The following is a 17798-nucleotide window of genomic DNA, read 5'->3' as shown; positions in this document are numbered from 1 at the left end:
TTTACTCCAATTCAAAATCCTGTAATGCCTCTACATTATAATTTGCATTATTCTTACGATTTACCACAACACGCAATACTTCACGGGCCGTATCGAGACTTGTTAGACAAGGTGTCCCCATTTCTACGGCGAGGCGGCGCAACTGGAACCCTTCCCGTTCAGGACGTTTACCTGCCGTCAATGTGTTGAGCACAAGATCAACCTTGTCCTGACGGATGTGATCCGCACAGTTATCACTGCCTTCGGAGATTTTATTGACCACCTTGCAGTCAACGCCATGGTCTTTAAAGTATTTACCGGTACCGCCCGTCGCCTCGATATGATACCCCAGTTCGATAAAGCCTTTTGCCAGCTGACTAGCTTCCTCTTTATCGCGGTCCGCAACGGTCATAAGAATCGTACCGTCCTCAGGAATACGCATATTCGCGCCGTTGATAGCCTTAAATAATGCCTCCGAGTACGTACGACCGATACCCATAACTTCACCGGTGGACTTCATTTCAGGACCGAGAGCGATTTCCACGAGCCCCATTTTGGAGAACGAGAAGACCGGCGCCTTTACGGCCACATATGGTTTATTAGGAACGAGACCTGACGGCAAGCCTAAATCTTTTAAGCTTTCACCGAGGGCGATACGCGTTGCGCATTCCACCATATTGATGCCTGTAACCTTGGAAATGAACGGCACCGTACGACTGGAACGAGGATTTACCTCGATAACATGCAGTGCGCCGTCAGCCACGATATATTGGATATTGAGGACGCCCTTAACATTGAGGCCGATTGCGATACGACATGTGTAATCAACGATTTGATCGATGATATCCTGACTCAGATGTTGTGCCGGATATACGGCCATGGAGTCACCGGAGTGAACACCGGCACGTTCGATCTGCTCCATGATCCCCGGAATACATACATCGGTACCGTCGGAAATAGCGTCAACCTCTACCTCCATACCGACCATGTAACGGTCGATGAGAACCGGATGTTCCTTCGAGGCAACTACGGCTTCTTTCATATATACGTCGAGTTCTTTATCATTATATACGATTTCCATCGCACGACCGCCCAACACATAGGAAGGACGGACAATCAACGGATATTGCAGTTTCTTAGCCGCCGCTTGCGCCTCTTCATCGGACGTCACAAGAGCCCCTACAGGACGGGAGATGCCAAGTTTCGCCAACAATTCATCAAAGCGTTCACGGTCTTCCGCCATGTCGATACTGTCCACGGAGGAGCCGAGGATTTTTACCCCCCGTTCAGCCAACGGTCCCGCCAAGTTAATCGCCGTTTGACCGCCGAATTGAGCGATGACACCGATAGGATTTTCCTTTTTGATGATTTCCATTACATCGTCCACGGTTAACGGCTCGAAGTATAAGGAATCGGATGTATCAAAGTCGGTTGAAACGGTTTCCGGATTATTGTTGATGATAATCGATTTATAGCCCGCCTTGCGAAGCGCCCAGGAGGAATGTACGGAGCAGTAATCAAATTCCACGCCCTGACCGATGCGGATCGGACCGGAACCGAGAACCACAACGGATTTGTCCCCTAGAGGCCGCACCTCATCCTCTGTTGCATATGCAGAGTAGTAGTATGGCGTGTGCGCTTCAAATTCGGCTGCACATGTATCTACATATTTATAAGTAGGAACGATATTCCATTCCTTGCGTTTCGCTTGTACTTCATCCGCTGTCGTATGTGCATAACGGGCGATGACGGAGTCGGTCATGGAGTAGCGTTTTGCCTTACGCAATACATCCTCGGTCAAACCGTTTTCAGCTAACGCTTTTTCTACAGTTATGATATTCTTGATTTTTTCAATGAAGAATTTATCAATTTTTGTAATATAGTGAATTTTTTCTACGCTGATGCCCTTGCGGAGTGCTTCGGCTACAACATAGATGCGTTCATCATCTACGAGATGCAAACGTTCAATCAATTGCTCCATAGATTCGTGGGCGATCTTTTTAAGTTCGATATGGTCTAATCCGATTTCCAGAGAACGGATCGCCTTCAATAGAGAACCTTCCAAAGAACGGTCGATGGCCATAACCTCGCCGGTCGCCTTCATTTGAGTCCCCAATGTTCGGTCAGCCAAATTGAATTTTTCAAAAGGCCACCGCGGGAATTTGGTTACCACGTAGTCAAGCGTCGGTTCAAAGCACGCCTTGGTTTCGCCTGTTACAGCATTCGTAATCTGATCGAGTGTCATACCGACCGCGATTTTTGCAGCCACCTTTGCAATGGGGTAGCCCGTCGCCTTGGACGCCAACGCGGAGGAGCGGGATACACGAGGATTTACCTCGATAACGATGTACTCGTTGCTATTCGGATTCAACGCATACTGTACATTACAACCGCCTTCGATTTTCAGATAACGGATAATATCTACAGATGCGGTACGAAGCATCTGGTATTGAATATCGTTCAACGTCTGACTTGGCGCCACGACGATGGAATCGCCCGTGTGCACGCCTACAGGGTCGATGTTTTCCATGTTACATACGATGATACAGTTATCCGCACTGTCGCGCATCACTTCGTACTCGATTTCCTTCCAGCCCGCAACGGAACGTTCCGCCAGGATCTGATGGATTGGTGAAAGTTTCAAACCGCGACGTGTAATTTCATACATTTCATCTTCATTGTGCGCAATACCGCCGCCGGTACCGCCCAATGTATAAGCCGGCCGAATGATGATCGGATAACCGATACGGTTCGCAAAAGCTACGGCCTCCTCAAGGTCGTTAAAAATATCCGATTCAGGAACCGGTTGATTGATTTTCTCCATCGCCTCCTTAAAGAGTTCACGGTCTTCCGCCTGTTTGATGGCCTCTAATGTGGTACCGAGCAACTGCACGCCGTATTCTTTTAAAACGCCCGCTTCGGACAGTTGTACGGCCATATTAAGTCCCACCTGACCGCCTAATGTCGCCAAGAGCCCCCAAGGACGTTCCTTTTTAATGACCTCTGTAACAAATTCAAGACTGATAGGCTCCACGTATACGCGGTCCGCAATATCCGTATCCGTCATGATCGTAGCCGGATTGGAGTTAACCAGAACTACTTTATAGCCCTCTTCACGAAGGGAACGACAGGCCTGTGTACCGGCGTAATCAAACTCCGCCGCCTGGCCGATGATAATTGGCCCAGAACCAATTACGAGTACCTTTTTTGCTTCTGTGGTCATATTATCGTCCCTTTCTCATCATATCTTCAAATTCATCAAACAAATATAAATTATCTGTCGGTCCCGGAGAGGCTTCCGGATGGTATTGAACAGAAAAAATCGGCAAGGTCTTGTGACGCATACCTTCTACGGTCCCGTCATTTACGCTGCGATGCGTCACCTCCACATCATCAGGCAATGTCGTATCATCTACGGCAAAGCCATGATTTTGAGATGTAATATATACGCGTCCGGTCCGAAAGTCCTGTACAGGATGATTCGACCCGCGATGTCCGAATTTTAATTTGAACGTAGAACCGCCATAGGCCTGCGCCAATACCTGATGACCCATGCAGATACCGAAAATCGGCTTCTTACCGAACATTTTTTTGACTTCTTCCACCGCATAGCCGAGATCCTTAGGATCTCCGGGTCCATTTGACAGGAAGATACCGTCCGGATTCACGGCCAGTACTTCCTCCGCCTTGGAATCAGCCGGGAATACGGTGAGACGACATCCCGCCGTCTCCAGAGAACGAAGGATATTCTCTTTCACACCGTAATCCATAACGGCAACGTGGAACTCGGCATTTTTATCGCCGCGCATACCCTGCCACTTCGTAGTAACTCGCATGACCTGATCGGTGGGCAATTCCTGTTTAAAGAATTTTTCAATATCCTCCATCAGATAATCGGCGCGTACCAGAACGCCCTTCATTACACCGTGATTACGGATAGCACGCGTAATCGCACGCGTATCCACATCATAAAGGCAGGGAATGCCATGTAGACGAAGGTATTCACTAAACAGGCCTTCATTTTGCCAGTTGGACGGAAAATCGCACAGTTCACCGACAATAAAGCCTTTACAATACGGTTTAGGTCCCTGCGTAATAGCATTCAATGTACCGTAATTACCTATCAAGGGATAGGTCAATGTAATAATTTGATCCGCATAGGACGGGTCTGTCAGGATTTCCTGATATCCGGTCATACCTGTGTTGAACACGACCTCACCTACTGTAGGAGCGCCACCTAACAAGGACCCTTCAAATACGGATCCGTCTTCGAGTACTAACTTGCCTTTCATCTTAGGACTACGCCCTCCTTCATAACAATCTCACCATCCACTACGGTGAGTTTAGCCTTGCCCGTAACGGTCATACCGTCAAATGGGCTGACCTTACCTTTTGTATAGAATTGATTGCGATCTACCGTCCAGGTTTCTGTATCACTGAACACGGTAATATCTGCCGGTTTACCGACTTCAAGAACACCTGCATCAAGACGCATCAATTCCGCCGGACGCGTACTCATGTGGTACACGACCTGATCGATGCTGAGTTTATCAGGGCCGTATGCATTCGTAATAACACCGGCCAACGATGTTTCAAGGCCGCTGAAACCATTAGGCGCACAGCAGAACTCGTGGTCTTTTTCTTCAAACGCATGCGGTGCATGGTCTGTAATAATCGCATCGATGGTACCGTCTTTTAAACCTTCCAAGAGGGCCTGACGATGATCTTCCGATCGGATTGGCGGCGCCATTTTGAAAGCGGGATTATAATCTCGTAAGTATTCATCCGTAAAGGACAAGTGTTGGCTCGTCACTTCACAGGTTACATTGAGGCCTTTAGCCTTTGCACGGCGCACCATATCCACGGTGTTCTTACTACTTACATGAGCGATGTGAATATGACCGCCCGTCATTTCAGATAACAGAATATCACGAGCCACGGCCAAATCCTCCGCTACCGCAGGTCGTCCGATAACACCCAGTTCATAGGATACAAAGCCTTCATGCATATGACCGTTTTTCGTCAACGTAATATCCTCTGCATGATCGATAACCATCTTGTCGAACATGGACGAGTACTCCAAAGCGCGGCGCATAAATGCCGCATTTTCTACGTAGTGACCGTCATCGGAGAACGCAACGACGCCCGCTTCCGCCATATCACCGAGTTCCGCCAGTTCCTTACCTTCAAGATTTTTGGACACGGCGCCGATAAATTCAACCTTCACGACACCGGTCAGTTCCGCCTGTTTTTTCAAACCTCTCACGAGGGCCGCATTATCCACAACAGGTGTTGTATTCGCCATCGTTACGACGCGGGTAAAGCCGCCGGCTGCCGCCGCCTGTGTACCGGAATGAAAATCTTCCTTCGCTTCCTGACCGGGTTCGCGTAAATGTGTGTGAATATCGATAAGCCCCGGTGCTACAATGAGGCCCGTCGCATCATATACTTCGGCACCGTCTGCACTTAAATTTTGACCGATGGCTGCAATTTTACCATCTTTCACGAGAACGTCCGCTACTTCATGTTGTTGTTTTGCCGGATTAACTACCGTACCATTCTTAATAAGCAAGCTCACTACCGTCACCTCCATGAATTGTTAAGTACAATACCGCCATACGAATCGCTACGCCGTTGCGTACCTGTTCCTGAATTACCGATTGATCCGAATAAGCTACATCAGGAGCGATTTCAAGGCCTCGGTTCATCGGACCCGGATGCATCACCATGACATCATCCTTTGCCAATTTTAATACGTCCTGGTTGATACCGAAAATACGCGCATATTCACGGTTAGTCGGATATAAAGCGGAGTGAATACGTTCCAGCTGAATGCGAAGTACATTGACTACATCCGCATCGGCAACGGCCTCACGCACATCGTGATGAACGGTGACGCCCATTTTCGCAAACTCCGGATATACCATGGTACGGGGACCAGCCAAATGAACATCGGCCCCCATTTTTGTGAGACCGTAAATGCTGGATCTTGCAACGCGGCTATGCATGATGTCCCCGAGGATAACGATCTTCAGACCTTCGATAGACTCTTTTTTCTCCAATATGGAATACATATCGAGTAGAGCCTGAGTAGGATGTTCATGCGCCCCGTCACCTGCATTGATGATGATAGGATCTACTGCCTTTGTGGCATACAAAGGCGCCCCTTCTGCGCTATGACGCATAACGATAGCATCCGTTCCCATGTAGGCCAATGTGAGCAATGTATCGCGGAAGCTTTCACCCTTGCCCATGGACGAGCCGCTCGGTGTAATGTTGATGACATCAGCACCCAGGTATTTACCGGCTAATTCAAAAGAACTGCGGGTCCGTGTACTGGGTTCCATAAAGAGATTAACGATAGATTTCCCTTTCAAAAACGGAATCTTCTTGTCATCAGACAGGACGACCTTCTTCATCTTCTTCGCCACATCCAAAATCAATCTGATTTCTTCAGCGGACACATTCTGCAAACCCAATAGATGTTTGCCATGCAAGCTAACTTGTCCCATGATTTCCTCCTAACTCACCATATCAAAAAAGACCTTTTGCCCAGAGCAAAAGGTCTAATAGTTTACACAAAGAAGCCCTTGAGGGCACTTTAACTATATTCCTTTTTCAGCCTCTCTGGACCAATTTAAAAGGTATTGTGTAATGCAGCGGTCTCTCGTACCGCCTTCAGCATTATATCTCCATTAATTGTACTGAATCCTCCTGTGAAAGTCAATGTAAAAACGAAAAAATCATCAGCCGTTTTGAGCTCCGTTTTGTTGGTTCTGTTGTTCATTATTTTGTTCCTGGTTCTGCTGCTCCTGCTGTTGATTTTGCGGTTCCTGTTGCTGCGTTTGTTGTTCCTGCTGCTCCTGTTCACGCTGTTCACGAGGGCGCGTATTCTGAGAAGCTGTCGGTCTCGGTTTCGTCAACTCTTCAATGGATATAGCATCCGGAATATATACTTTCGATGCGCTGTTAGAGGTATCATCCAACTCTTCGAAGGATCGGCCTCTGCGAGCGCGTTCCGCCGCTTGTCGTTCCGCTTCCAACTGTTGACGTGCCATTTCCGCTTTACGACGCTCGTAAGTTTGTCGTTCCTGAAGACGTTGAATCGCCTCGGCGCGCTCCTTCGCTTTCCGTTCGCTTTCCGCTTGAGCCAACGCCTGCTGACGAGCCTCTTCCGCTTTGCGTTCCGCCATGAGATGTTCCTGGTATCGTTCTTCCGCAATACGCTTCGCCTCCGCCGCTTGTCGTTCCGCCTCGGCACGTTCCGCAGCCAATCGTTCCTGTTCCGCCTGACGAGCTGCCTCAGCTTGACGCGCCAATTCCGCCTGTCGTTCGGATTCAATACGGGCGGCCTCTGCTCGACGTTGATCTTCAGCGCGTTTCGCTTCTGCCGCCTTTCGATCTTCCTCGGCCTTTCGCACTTCTTCGGCGCGCTTAGCTTCTGCTACGATGCGAGCTTCCTCGGCCTTACGTTCTTCTTCAATCCGTTTAACCTCTGCCGCTTTACGTATTTCTTCCGCCTTACGGGCCGCTTCAACTCTCGCAGCTTCAGCCTTGCGTGCTTCTTCCGCTTGTTTTGCTTCCTTAATTCGGCGTGCTTCCTCGGCTTTACGAGCCGCTTCAATTCGTGCTACCGCTTCCTTATGAGCGGCCGCAATGCGTTTAGCCTCAGCAGCTTGCCGTGCCTGTTCAGCTTTACGTTCATCCTCAGCACGTTTTCGCTCCGCCGCCTGACGATCCGCTTCCGCTTTACGGGCCGCCTCGATTCGAGCTACAGCTTCTTTATTGGCATTCTCAGCACTCTTTGCCTCTTCCTCGATTCGCGCCGCTTCCGCTTTGCGCGCTTCTTCGGCCTGTTTCGCCTCAGCTGCTTGTCGAGCCTCATCAGCCTTACGAGCCGCTTCAATTCTTGCAGCTTCCGCCTTGCGCGTATCCTCAATCCGTTTTGCTTCTGCCGCTTGTCGCGCCTCTTCCGCTTCACGCGCCTTGAGAGCTTCCCTTTCAGCTGCCAACTGAGCCTCTTTAGCGGCCTTTTCCTCGGCCGCCTTTCGATCCGCCTCGGCTTTTTCCGCCATCTTGCGTTCTATTTCAGCCTGTTTCGCTTCAGCAGCCTTGCGTTCTTCTGCCGCTTTATCCGCAGCAACACGCGCTTCCTCGGCCTTCTTGCGGGCAAACACTTCTTCCAGTTTTTTCGCCTGCTTCAATTTTTCTTCGCGCTTAGCCTCAGCCGCCGCCTTATCGCTTAACTTCTTGGTTTCCTCATGAGCAATTGACTCTGCGGATTTCACCTTATCAGCAGCACCCGGCTTCGTTGTATCGATGCGACCTTTTTCGGCACCTTTTGAAGTCCCTACCGGAATGTTCTTGAGCCCTTCCGTAGGATGTCCCAAGCTGTCTTTAGCCTCTTTAGATACTTCCACGGCGATCGTCTGCTGTTGCTGGGGATTCGCCAATGATTCAGGAATGAATAGGAATCGAATTGGTAAATTGGATGCACCGGCAGGCATAAAGGATAACGTCAATTCATCCCCCGCATTATAGTTGCCCATCAATCGGCTATCCAGAATCGTTCCGTCACCTAAAGCCGAAACGCCATCCGCACCGCCGATATGATATGTACGAGTATCCGTTTCACCTCGACGAGCCCCCTGCTGATGCAAAGCTTTCACCGTAAAAGAACCGGAATAAGGTCCACCGAGAGGATTAAAATACAGACGGAACGGTTCCTCGCCCTTCGTAGGAATTTTTAAAGTATACGATACACCATAGTTACCGCGGTCCCGAACGAATGCCTTATTCTGCATTTCATCTACACCGTTGATGAAAACATCCTCTCTATCATTACCGATTTCCACATAAGCACCGCCAAGAGCTGTATCGTACGGCGTCGTTACCTCCATATTACGCTTGGCCCCTGTATAGGTACCGCGCAATTGGATTTCATCGATCGGTAAATTATTAACCCAGTGAGACGCCTCTACCGAATTAAGATCCATAGGGAGCATCATAACACGCGCATAAACGGGTGCATCCGTTTTAATATCTACAAGGCCCGTAAATAATGCATCCTGAGGGACCGGTGTATTTTCTAAATCCGAGAATATGAGCTGCCGACCTTTCGGAGGGATACTCAAAGAATATAGAGGCTTTGCCGTCGGACTTTCATCAAGAGGATGTTCTAAATCCTGACGTGATAAATCGCGGCCGGCCGCAAAATAATCCTTCGATGCTACGGACTTAAGCTGTCTCATAACATGCACAGTACTCGCATATGGCGTCTGATTTTCCAGAACGATGGCCATCTTATGAGGTTGCGACATTTCATTTACATGATAGAAATAGATACGCCCGTTTCCGTTAATCGTACCCGCGCTGAGCGTACCACCTACAGGACCTACGTATTCAGGGCTGTCGGATAGCAACAATGTATCCGTCTGGGACACCAAGGATGGCGGCAATGGCGAAAATTGAAAATATCCTATGGATTTTAAGTCAATATCGCGTGCCTCCACATGCCCCGTAAGCGCAGCCATCGCGGCCATCGCCGCAGCCACACAATATTTTGATTGATATGAAAACATACTCTCTCACCTCTATAATTCTTCCAGACCGTTCGGGTCATAAGTTAGCGCTAACGCTTCAATTTTTTTTAAACGATGACCAATACCGGATTTAGACAATTTACCGTTCATCATTTCTTCAAGCTCTTTTAAACTGGCTTCCGGATTCTCCAGTCGCAATCCGGCCACAACACGCAATTTCTCCGGTAATTTGTCGATACCTAAATATTCATCAACAATACGGATGGCTTTGACCTGACGAACCGCGGCATCTACAATTTTTTGCAGATTCGCCGTCTCGCAATTCACCTGACGATTAATCTGATTACGCACGGTTTTCATAATCCGCACATTCTCAAAGTCCATCAATGCCGACTGAGCCCCCATGATTTGAAGGCAGTTCGTCACGGCGTCCCCTTCCTTGAGATACACCACAAACTCATCCTTACGCTCCGTCAGACCGCCATGAAGATGAAATAATTTCAATACATAAATAATCTCCCTCGCAAAAGCTTCATTGCCGGTCATGAATTCCAGATGATAATCACTCTGCGGCTTATTAACGGATCCGCCCCCTAAAAACGCCCCTCTCAAAAAGGCGCGACGGGATTCCATCGATTTGAGCCAGCTTCTGGGAATCTGTGCCGTCATAGGCCAGAGGGCCAAATCTTCCAATGCCTGACGTCCTTCCGCAGAGGGCTCCACGGACAATGTATACATATTCTTTTTTCTTAAATTCAGTCCCTGCCGTACCAGTACATTTGTAGGCAGTTCATATTGCTTTTTTAAAATGCCTAACAGACGACGGGCAACCGCATTATTGGCGGTTGCCAGCCGAATGCCTACGGCCCCGTTAGGGCCCAGAATAATGGATCCGCTCATACGCAACAAGCAGGACGCCTCAATTTTCATGGCCATATCCACATCACCGGATGATTCATATTGGCATAATTCATTTTTTACATCTTCTGCAAATGACATATGGATTTCCTCTGATTAATGATCATCCCGTTGTAAATAATATTCCAGAATATGCGGCTCCGTATTGGACTGCATAGCATGGACGATATCCATGATGACCTTGCCCAATCGCTCCGGATCGTGAACAGCCGGCTTCTGAGAACTGATCAACGTCGCGCGAATCGTACGAATGCCTTTGGCCTGCAATTTCTTTGAATCGATCGCCACCGGCTCTGAACCGACGGCGCTGTATTGTTCGACCATCTGAATCGGCAACGGTCCGTCATTAGCGAGAACCGTATCAATAATTCCCTCTCCGCCGTGCGCGATAAGCGCCTCCACATGGTCATTTAATGTATAGCCTGATGTTTCCCCCGGTTGAGTCATAACATTGGCGATATAAATCTTATTCGCTTTGCTTGCTCTAATGTGAGATGCAATTTTATCGGTAAGCAGGTTCGGAATAATGCTCGTATACAGGCTCCCCGGCCCAATGATGATAAAATCGGCTTCATCGATGGCACGCAATGCGGCCCCTTCCGGCTTCGGCAATGCCGGATCGCTGTACATGCGGCGAATACATTTACCCGAATTAGGAATATTACTTTCACCTTCAACTATAGTACCATCTGTCATTTCCGCGCGCAATTTAATAAATTCCGTAGATGACGGAATAACGCGCCCGCGTACACGCAACAACTTACTGGCCGCCTCTAAGGCTTCCTCTATATCACCGTCATACACCTGCGCAAGGGCCGTGATAAACAGATTACCGAAGCTGTGTCCTGATAATTCATTATCTCCTTCAAATCGATATCGGAACAGATTTTCCATAACACCTTCTTGTTCCGCCAACGCAACCAGGCAGTTTCGTAAATCACCGGGTGCAATCATTTGAAAGTCTTCACGCAGACGGCCCGATGAACCACCGTCATCAGCGACAGTAACGATAGCCGATAAATTCGACGTATGAGTTTTCAAGCCGCGCAATAAATTGGACAGACCCGTACCGCCGCCGATAACGACGATTTTAGGACCTTTATCAAGGCGAATATTCTGAAAGATAATATCCGACACCTTGCTGTCCGGATTCGGTAAAACGGCGCGAATAATGGTCTTAACGACCTTACTCGTACCGATCAGCATCAGTACACCTCCGACAGAGATGAGCACAACACCAACGGCGACGAGTATATTATAATTGTAAAAGCCCGTCATTTCATAAGAAAACGCGAGCACGATATCTTCAAGAACGGCTAACCATTGATAGTTAAACATCAAGGAAATGCCGATGATCAATAGACCTACACCGAGACTGAACAGGGTAAGCCAACGTTTGATATTTAGACCCGGAATCAGCCACCGGAACCATCCTTTTCGTAACATAATAACCCCTATCTAGTCACACAGTGTATTAATTTCATGAGGATTAAAATCCTCTTCCACATTATTTTTCATCATATCCCGATGTTCAACGGATACATGATATCCATTCTGCAATAAATGAGCATATAAGGTCTCCGCCATCGCCACGGAGCGATGCATACCACCCGTGCAGCCGACAGCTATGATAAATTGAGATTTTCCCTCCTGCTCATAATTCGGCACGAGAAAATCCATGGTATCAAAATATCTCCGTTTAAACTCTTCCGTCACCTCAAAGGAATGAATATAATCATTGACGACCTTTACGCGGCCGGTCTTATGACGATACTCGGGAATATAGAAAGGATTCGGCAGGAATCGTACATCCCATACCATATCCGCATCGAGAGGAATACCGTATTTAAATCCGAAGCTCACCACGGTGATAGACATACCGTGCCCGTCATCAGCTTGAGTGAAACGGGTCTTCAAATACTCTTTCAGGCTGGCTGTCTTCATGTTCGTCGTATCGATGATGAAATCCGCCTTATGACGTACGGAATTTAAGATCTGACGTTCCTTTTTAAGACCTGTCGTGATGAGTCCGTCCGGAGCCAACGGATGACTGCGACGACTCTCTTTATAACGCCGTATCAATGTTTCATCGGTAGCATCCATGAATACAATTTCATAATCCACCTTCATCTCTTTCAAGCTGTCAAGAGATGCGGACAGGGCTTCAAAAAATTCGCCCCCCCGAATATCTACGACAAGGGCCACGCGATTCGTTTTTTCTCCGCCTTGACGACAGATTTCACTCAATTTGGGAATCAATATAGGCGGGATATTATCGACGCATAAATATCCCATATCTTCAAGAGCTTGTAATACCTGTGTCTTACCGGCACCGGACATGCCCGTTACAATTAATAAACGAAATGCTTCCATATCCTGTCTCCATTATAAAAGATTCTCTTCAATCCAATGTGCCACACCATCCTCATTATGATGCCCACAAATGCCCTTTGCCATAGCTTTCACAGCAGATGTCGCGTTCTCAACGGCCACGGAAAATCCCGTCCTGCTCAGCATGGAAATGTCATTCTCCGCATTGCCGAACGATACGATATGTTCTAAAGGGATAGCATTAGAATCGGCCAACCGTTGCAATGCATGCCCCTTTGATACATGAGGTGCGATGATTTCCAGAAAATCAGCCTGACTTCTCACCATCGTAACCATATCACTCACCGATGGTCGTAAACTGTCGATAATGCCGTCAATATGCTCCGCTTTATCGATAGCAATCAGCTTATTCGGTTCCCTGTTCAAACCGTACAGATCATCACCTAAGAACTCGGGCTTCGCCCCCGTCTGACGTTCATACAGCTCGGATTGCCACGTCGGATGATGACATAACAATCGGTCATCTACATAGGACTGTATATGCCAATGATGTTTTTCCGCCATCTGAAAGATTCGCCGTACCGCTGTGAGAGGCACGGTCTGTTCAAACAGCTTCTGACCGGTGGTTAATTCCTGAATCAGCCCGCCGGAAAATAAAATCATCGGTACATTGCCAAGCTGTAATGCCTCCCCGATGGGACGAGCCGTCTGATACATACGCCCCGTTGCAATCGTAACGGCAACGCCCTTTTTCTGCAACCGTTGCAGCACATCAACGGTATAATCCGATACGGTATTATCACTGCGTACCAATGTCTCATCACAATCGATAGCCACCATCTGTATATGAGAAAAAGAAGGATCCATGCCCGCCTCCTTTATATAACAAATAATATACTCTTTATTATACCATTTTATAGAGGAATAAAAATAGGACCAGACAGAATTGTCTGGTCCTATCGGGCCTCCTCTCCAAGGTCCTCATACAAGGTTGAATGTGTGTAGTGCAAGAAAAATAGCCATTCCCCCTTGGTCTTACCATTTATATTCTCATCTTACGGCCATACATGAAAAATGTAAATACCTGAGTATATGCGAATAATGCATAATATAACGAAATATACAGAGTATTCATTCATAATAGCCATAAGATAAAGGATGATTTCCATACCAAAAAGGAATAGCAATAGCCTCATTCACTGAAAATTCATTAAAATTATTAATAGCTTTAACAATGTACATATAAATATATACAAAAAAGAGACCCCCGAGGGAGTCTCTTTTATATGTTTAACTATCAAATTAGAATTTGTAGTTAAGGTCTGCACGGTAGAAGTCACCAAGATCGGCACCGCTTTGAGTTTTCCAGTCGAAACCGTAATTAGCGGACAAACCAACATTGTTCTGCAATGCATAGTCAACAGTTGCCATCCAACCTTTAGCATTTGTAGTGTAGAATTGATTATAAGTAGTATCTACGATAGGTGCATTTTCTTTTTGGTTGAAGTATTGACCTTTCACATCCCAAGTACCTGCTTTTTTGATGTCGTAGTTACCATAACCAAGACCTGCAGTCCAAGCTTGAGAACGATCTACTTTAGAATCTTTCAACCATTCACCGCCAACCCAAACTTTGTTGAAGTTAGCATCCGCATTGAAGCCATAAATATTTTTGTAATCATTGTCAGTATCTTGGTTTACACGGTTGTAGAAGCCACCAATTGTTGTGTTTTTACCTACTTTACCGTTCAAGCCGATGTATGTGTTAGTTACGTTTTCTTCTTTAGTCATGCCTTCAGCTTCGCCGGATACCATGTAACCGTATGCAGCTTGAGCCTTAATTTTGTCGTTGCCAACGTTCAATTGAGCACCGTCGAATGTGCCATCGAACATCAAACCGCCACCAATAACTTGGTTGAAACGACCAGCTTTAGCGGATACGCGTTCGCCGAATTTATGGTTTACATAAGCGCGGTCGATTTTAGCATCTGCATTGCCGCCTTCACGGGAATCACCGAATTCAAAGTTGCCGGAAGTTACACGAACAACTGCTTCAGTGCGATCGTTTACATTTGCATTGAATTGTACACGAGCACGGCCGTCGAATTTGGATTTGCCATTATTCCAAGCTTTCTTGGAAGAATCACGATAACGAAGACGAGCATCACCAGTAACTTTTACATTACCAACGCGGTCTTCCAAACGAGCTACACGAACACCCAAGTTGTTCAATTCGTTGGAGAATTCATCAGCCAAACGGTTGATCATAGCTTGTTGTTCAGCGTTAGCGCGGTCTTGGTTAGCCATAGCTTTAGCTACCATTTGAGCCATTTCGTAACGAGTAATGTTGTTTTGACCTTTGAAAGTGCCATCTGGGTAACCGTTAACGATACCAGCGTTAGCCAATTGGGAAACTGCTTGGTATGCCCAGGAATCTGGAGTTACGTCGGAGAATGGGTTAGCTGCGAATGCAGTAGTTACACCCAAAACTGCTGTTGCTGCAAAAAGAGCTGCGAATTGTTTTTTCATAGTTGAATTCCTTCTTTCTGAAAAACTAAAAAAATTAAAATGTTACAAGTCATAACATTCACATTTTACTCAGTCCTTCAGATTAAGAATTCTTGGGAGTGTCCACGTTTCCTCACCATATTCTATATCGAAGTTCCTCGTTTCATGTGTTTGTCACTTCTTGTACGGTGATATTAGCACAACCAATTTTGAGTGTAAACCCCTTTTTCTCATTTTTGTTCTCAACAAGCAAATTTTCTTTTTTGAAAATTCGATGAAGCCAGTTATATCCTATCTTCATGAAGCTTTAATAAATTTTGAAAAAAGTTCAATCTTTGTATTTCATCTTCTTTTTCAATATTAATTCTCATAAATATTATTAAGTACTGCTAATCAATAATATATTCATTAATTAACTGTATCCCGTTTTATACAATATACTTCATAAAGATTTCATACAATATATAGTGCTTTGTTTACAGTTAAATACTAGACAATACTTACTCACAACTCCAATAAATACAAAAAATTTCTTCTTTATATATACTATTATATACAAAAGATTTCATAAAAAAAGACTTCCGAAGAAGTCTTTTTTTATGATTCTAACTAAATTAGAATTTGTAATTCAATTCTGCACGGTAGAAGTCGGATAAGTCGTTACCGTCTTGGTCTTTAGAGTTGAAACCGTAGCCGGCGCTCAAACCTACATTATCTTGTACCGCATAATCTACGGAAGCCATGTAGCCTTTGTAACCGTTAGATGTATTAGTCAAGTCATATGCTTGATCCCATGTAGAGCTTACGATAGGTGCATTAGCTTTTTGGTTGAAATATTGACCTTTCACATCCCATGTACCTTTCTTAGCGATGTCGTAGTTACCGTAACCAAGACCTGCTGTCCAAGCTTGAGAGTTATCTACGTTGGAAGCTTTCAACCATTCGCCGCCGGCCCATAATTTATTTTTACGGAAGTCCGCATTGAAACCGTAAACATTTTGTTTATCGGAGTTAACTGTTACACCATTGTGGTTCAAGTCACCGCTGGATAATCTGGAGTAGAAACCGCCGACGGAGGATTCTTTACCAACTTTACCCTTCAAGCCGACATAGGATACGGATGGGTTATCGGATTTGGAGTTGCCTTCAGCAGCGCCGTCAATCATGTAACCATAAGCACCTTGCAATTGAACTTTGTCATTGCCGAGGTTCAATTGAGCACCGTCGAATGTATCATCGTACATCAAACCGCCACCAATTGTCTGTTGGAAACGACCAGCTTTAGCGGATACGTTGCTACCGAATTTATGATCTACATAAGCACGATCGATTTTTGCTTGGGAATCCTTACTGGAATCACCGAATTCGTAATTACCTTTTACACGAACAACTGCTTCTGTTTTATCATTTACATTAGCATTGAACTGTACACGTGCACGGCCGTCAGTTAAGGATTTGCTGTTTGGTTTGTAAACGCCCTTATCTTCGGAACCTTGATAACGAAGACGCATATCACCGGTTACTTTTACATTACCTACGCGGTCTTCCAAGCGGGATACGCGAACGCCCAAGCTGTTCAATTCATTGGAGAATTCATCAGCCAAGCGGTTAATCATAGCTTGTTGTTCCGCATTTGCACGGTCCTGATTAGCCATAGCTTTAGCTACCATTTGAGCCATTTCATAACGAGTGATGTTGTTTTGGCCTTTGAAAGTGCCATCTGGATAACCATTAACGATACCAGCTTGTGCCAATTGGGATACTGCTTGATATGCCCAGCTGTCTGGAGTTACATCGGAGAATGGATTTGCAGCAAATGCTGTTGTTACACCTAACACTGCTGTTGCTGCTAACATTGTTGCGAATTGTTTTTTCATAATGAAAACCTTCCTTCTTATATAAAGAAATATATAATCAGAAGACAGTCATCACATGTCCGCTTAACTCTGAAAGAATTCTTTAGGAGTGTCCACGTTTCCTCATCTAAATAGGTCTTTCTTTGTTCCACTTCTATGTGGTTATGTCTTTCTGTACTGTGACTATAGCACCAGTCATTTTTCTTGTAAAGTATTTCACGCAATTAAATTTGATGAATTTTTCTTCATGAATGATTTTCAATGTACAAACCCTTATTTTTACTGTATTCTTAAAATTAAATTTCATACAATTTCATTTTATTTTCGTAAAAATAGTACCAAAATTTATCCCTTTTAATCTTATTTTTAGTAAATCCATCTAATCTTACTATGCACCATAGATTAATTTTCGTTATATATCGGTTAATTACAGGCACTTTTATAAGCGATTTTAACGTAATTCATTTATTTTCAAACAAATAAAAAGCCTATTTATAAGCGCTTTTATGAGTAAATTTTCCATATGCTCAACAATTGAAACATTCATGCTCAGCAACAAAAGTTTTACTATTATGTGCTTATAAATAAGCTTTCACTATTATGCTATAAATAGACTTTCACTATTATATTATTATTTATATTATATTGTATCTTATACACATCT

11 protein-coding genes are annotated in these 17798 nt (G+C 45.6%); all 11 read right to left on the bottom strand.

What is annotated here, in order from left to right:
• Nucleotide 1 precedes the first annotated feature (1 nt).
• The 11 genes from carB to VEHSUH05_RS02115 all read right to left on the bottom strand — a co-directional run bounded on the left by carB (nt 2) and on the right by VEHSUH05_RS02115 (nt 17155).
• Entirely contained in the window at nt 2-3202 is a 3201-nt protein-coding gene (gene carB / locus VEHSUH05_RS02165) for a carbamoyl-phosphate synthase large subunit (RefSeq protein WP_105090618.1), read from the bottom strand.
• Nucleotide 3203: 1 nt separating this feature from the next.
• Nucleotides 3204-4271 (bottom strand): glutamine-hydrolyzing carbamoyl-phosphate synthase small subunit, encoded by a 1068-nt coding sequence (gene carA, locus VEHSUH05_RS02160; RefSeq protein WP_054674728.1) that lies wholly within the window; start codon nt 4269-4271, stop codon nt 3204-3206.
• A complete protein-coding gene (locus VEHSUH05_RS02155; RefSeq protein ID WP_105090617.1) occupies nt 4268-5557 on the bottom strand; it encodes a dihydroorotase in 1290 nt (429 codons plus the stop codon). The genes carA and VEHSUH05_RS02155 overlap by 4 nt, the downstream gene beginning before the upstream one ends.
• Complete coding sequence (locus tag VEHSUH05_RS02150) at nt 5541-6491, bottom strand: aspartate carbamoyltransferase catalytic subunit (RefSeq protein WP_105090616.1); 951 nt, start codon at nt 6489-6491, stop codon at nt 5541-5543. The genes VEHSUH05_RS02155 and VEHSUH05_RS02150 overlap by 17 nt, the downstream gene beginning before the upstream one ends.
• 234 nt (nt 6492-6725) lie before the next feature.
• The gene (locus tag VEHSUH05_RS02145) at nt 6726-9560 is read right to left on the bottom strand and encodes an ATPase (RefSeq protein WP_245875913.1); all 2835 of its coding nucleotides are present in this window, start codon (nt 9558-9560) and stop codon (nt 6726-6728) included.
• Nucleotides 9561-9572: 12 nt separating this feature from the next.
• Nucleotides 9573-10520: a DNA-binding protein WhiA gene (gene whiA / locus VEHSUH05_RS02140; protein WP_038116967.1), complete on the bottom strand. Its 948-nt coding sequence runs from the start codon at nt 10518-10520 to the stop codon at nt 9573-9575.
• A gap of 15 nt (nt 10521-10535) precedes the next feature.
• Entirely contained in the window at nt 10536-11885 is a 1350-nt protein-coding gene (locus VEHSUH05_RS02135) for a gluconeogenesis factor YvcK family protein (protein WP_038116970.1), read from the bottom strand.
• Between the two features lie 12 nt (nt 11886-11897).
• Entirely contained in the window at nt 11898-12812 is a 915-nt protein-coding gene (rapZ, locus tag VEHSUH05_RS02130) for an RNase adapter RapZ (protein WP_105090615.1), read from the bottom strand.
• A gap of 12 nt (nt 12813-12824) precedes the next feature.
• Entirely contained in the window at nt 12825-13637 is an 813-nt protein-coding gene (locus VEHSUH05_RS02125; RefSeq protein WP_105090614.1) for a Cof-type HAD-IIB family hydrolase, read from the bottom strand.
• A gap of 435 nt (nt 13638-14072) precedes the next feature.
• On the bottom strand, nt 14073-15299 hold the full coding sequence (locus tag VEHSUH05_RS02120) for an S-layer homology domain-containing protein (protein WP_054674726.1): 1227 nt from the start codon (nt 15297-15299) through the stop codon (nt 14073-14075).
• Nucleotides 15300-15892: 593 nt separating this feature from the next.
• Nucleotides 15893-17155 carry an S-layer homology domain-containing protein gene (locus VEHSUH05_RS02115; RefSeq protein WP_054674724.1) on the bottom strand — a complete coding sequence of 421 codons (1263 nt, stop codon included), beginning with the start codon at nt 17153-17155 and terminating at the stop codon, nt 15893-15895.
• Nucleotides 17156-17798 lie beyond the last annotated feature (643 nt).

It is taken from the genome of Veillonella denticariosi JCM 15641 (genome assembly GCF_002959855.1).
Taxonomy (GTDB): Bacteria; Bacillota; Negativicutes; order Veillonellales; family Veillonellaceae; genus Veillonella; species Veillonella denticariosi.
The sequence above is the reverse complement of the archived record's forward strand: the minus strand, read 5'-3'. Positions and strand labels throughout refer to the sequence as shown.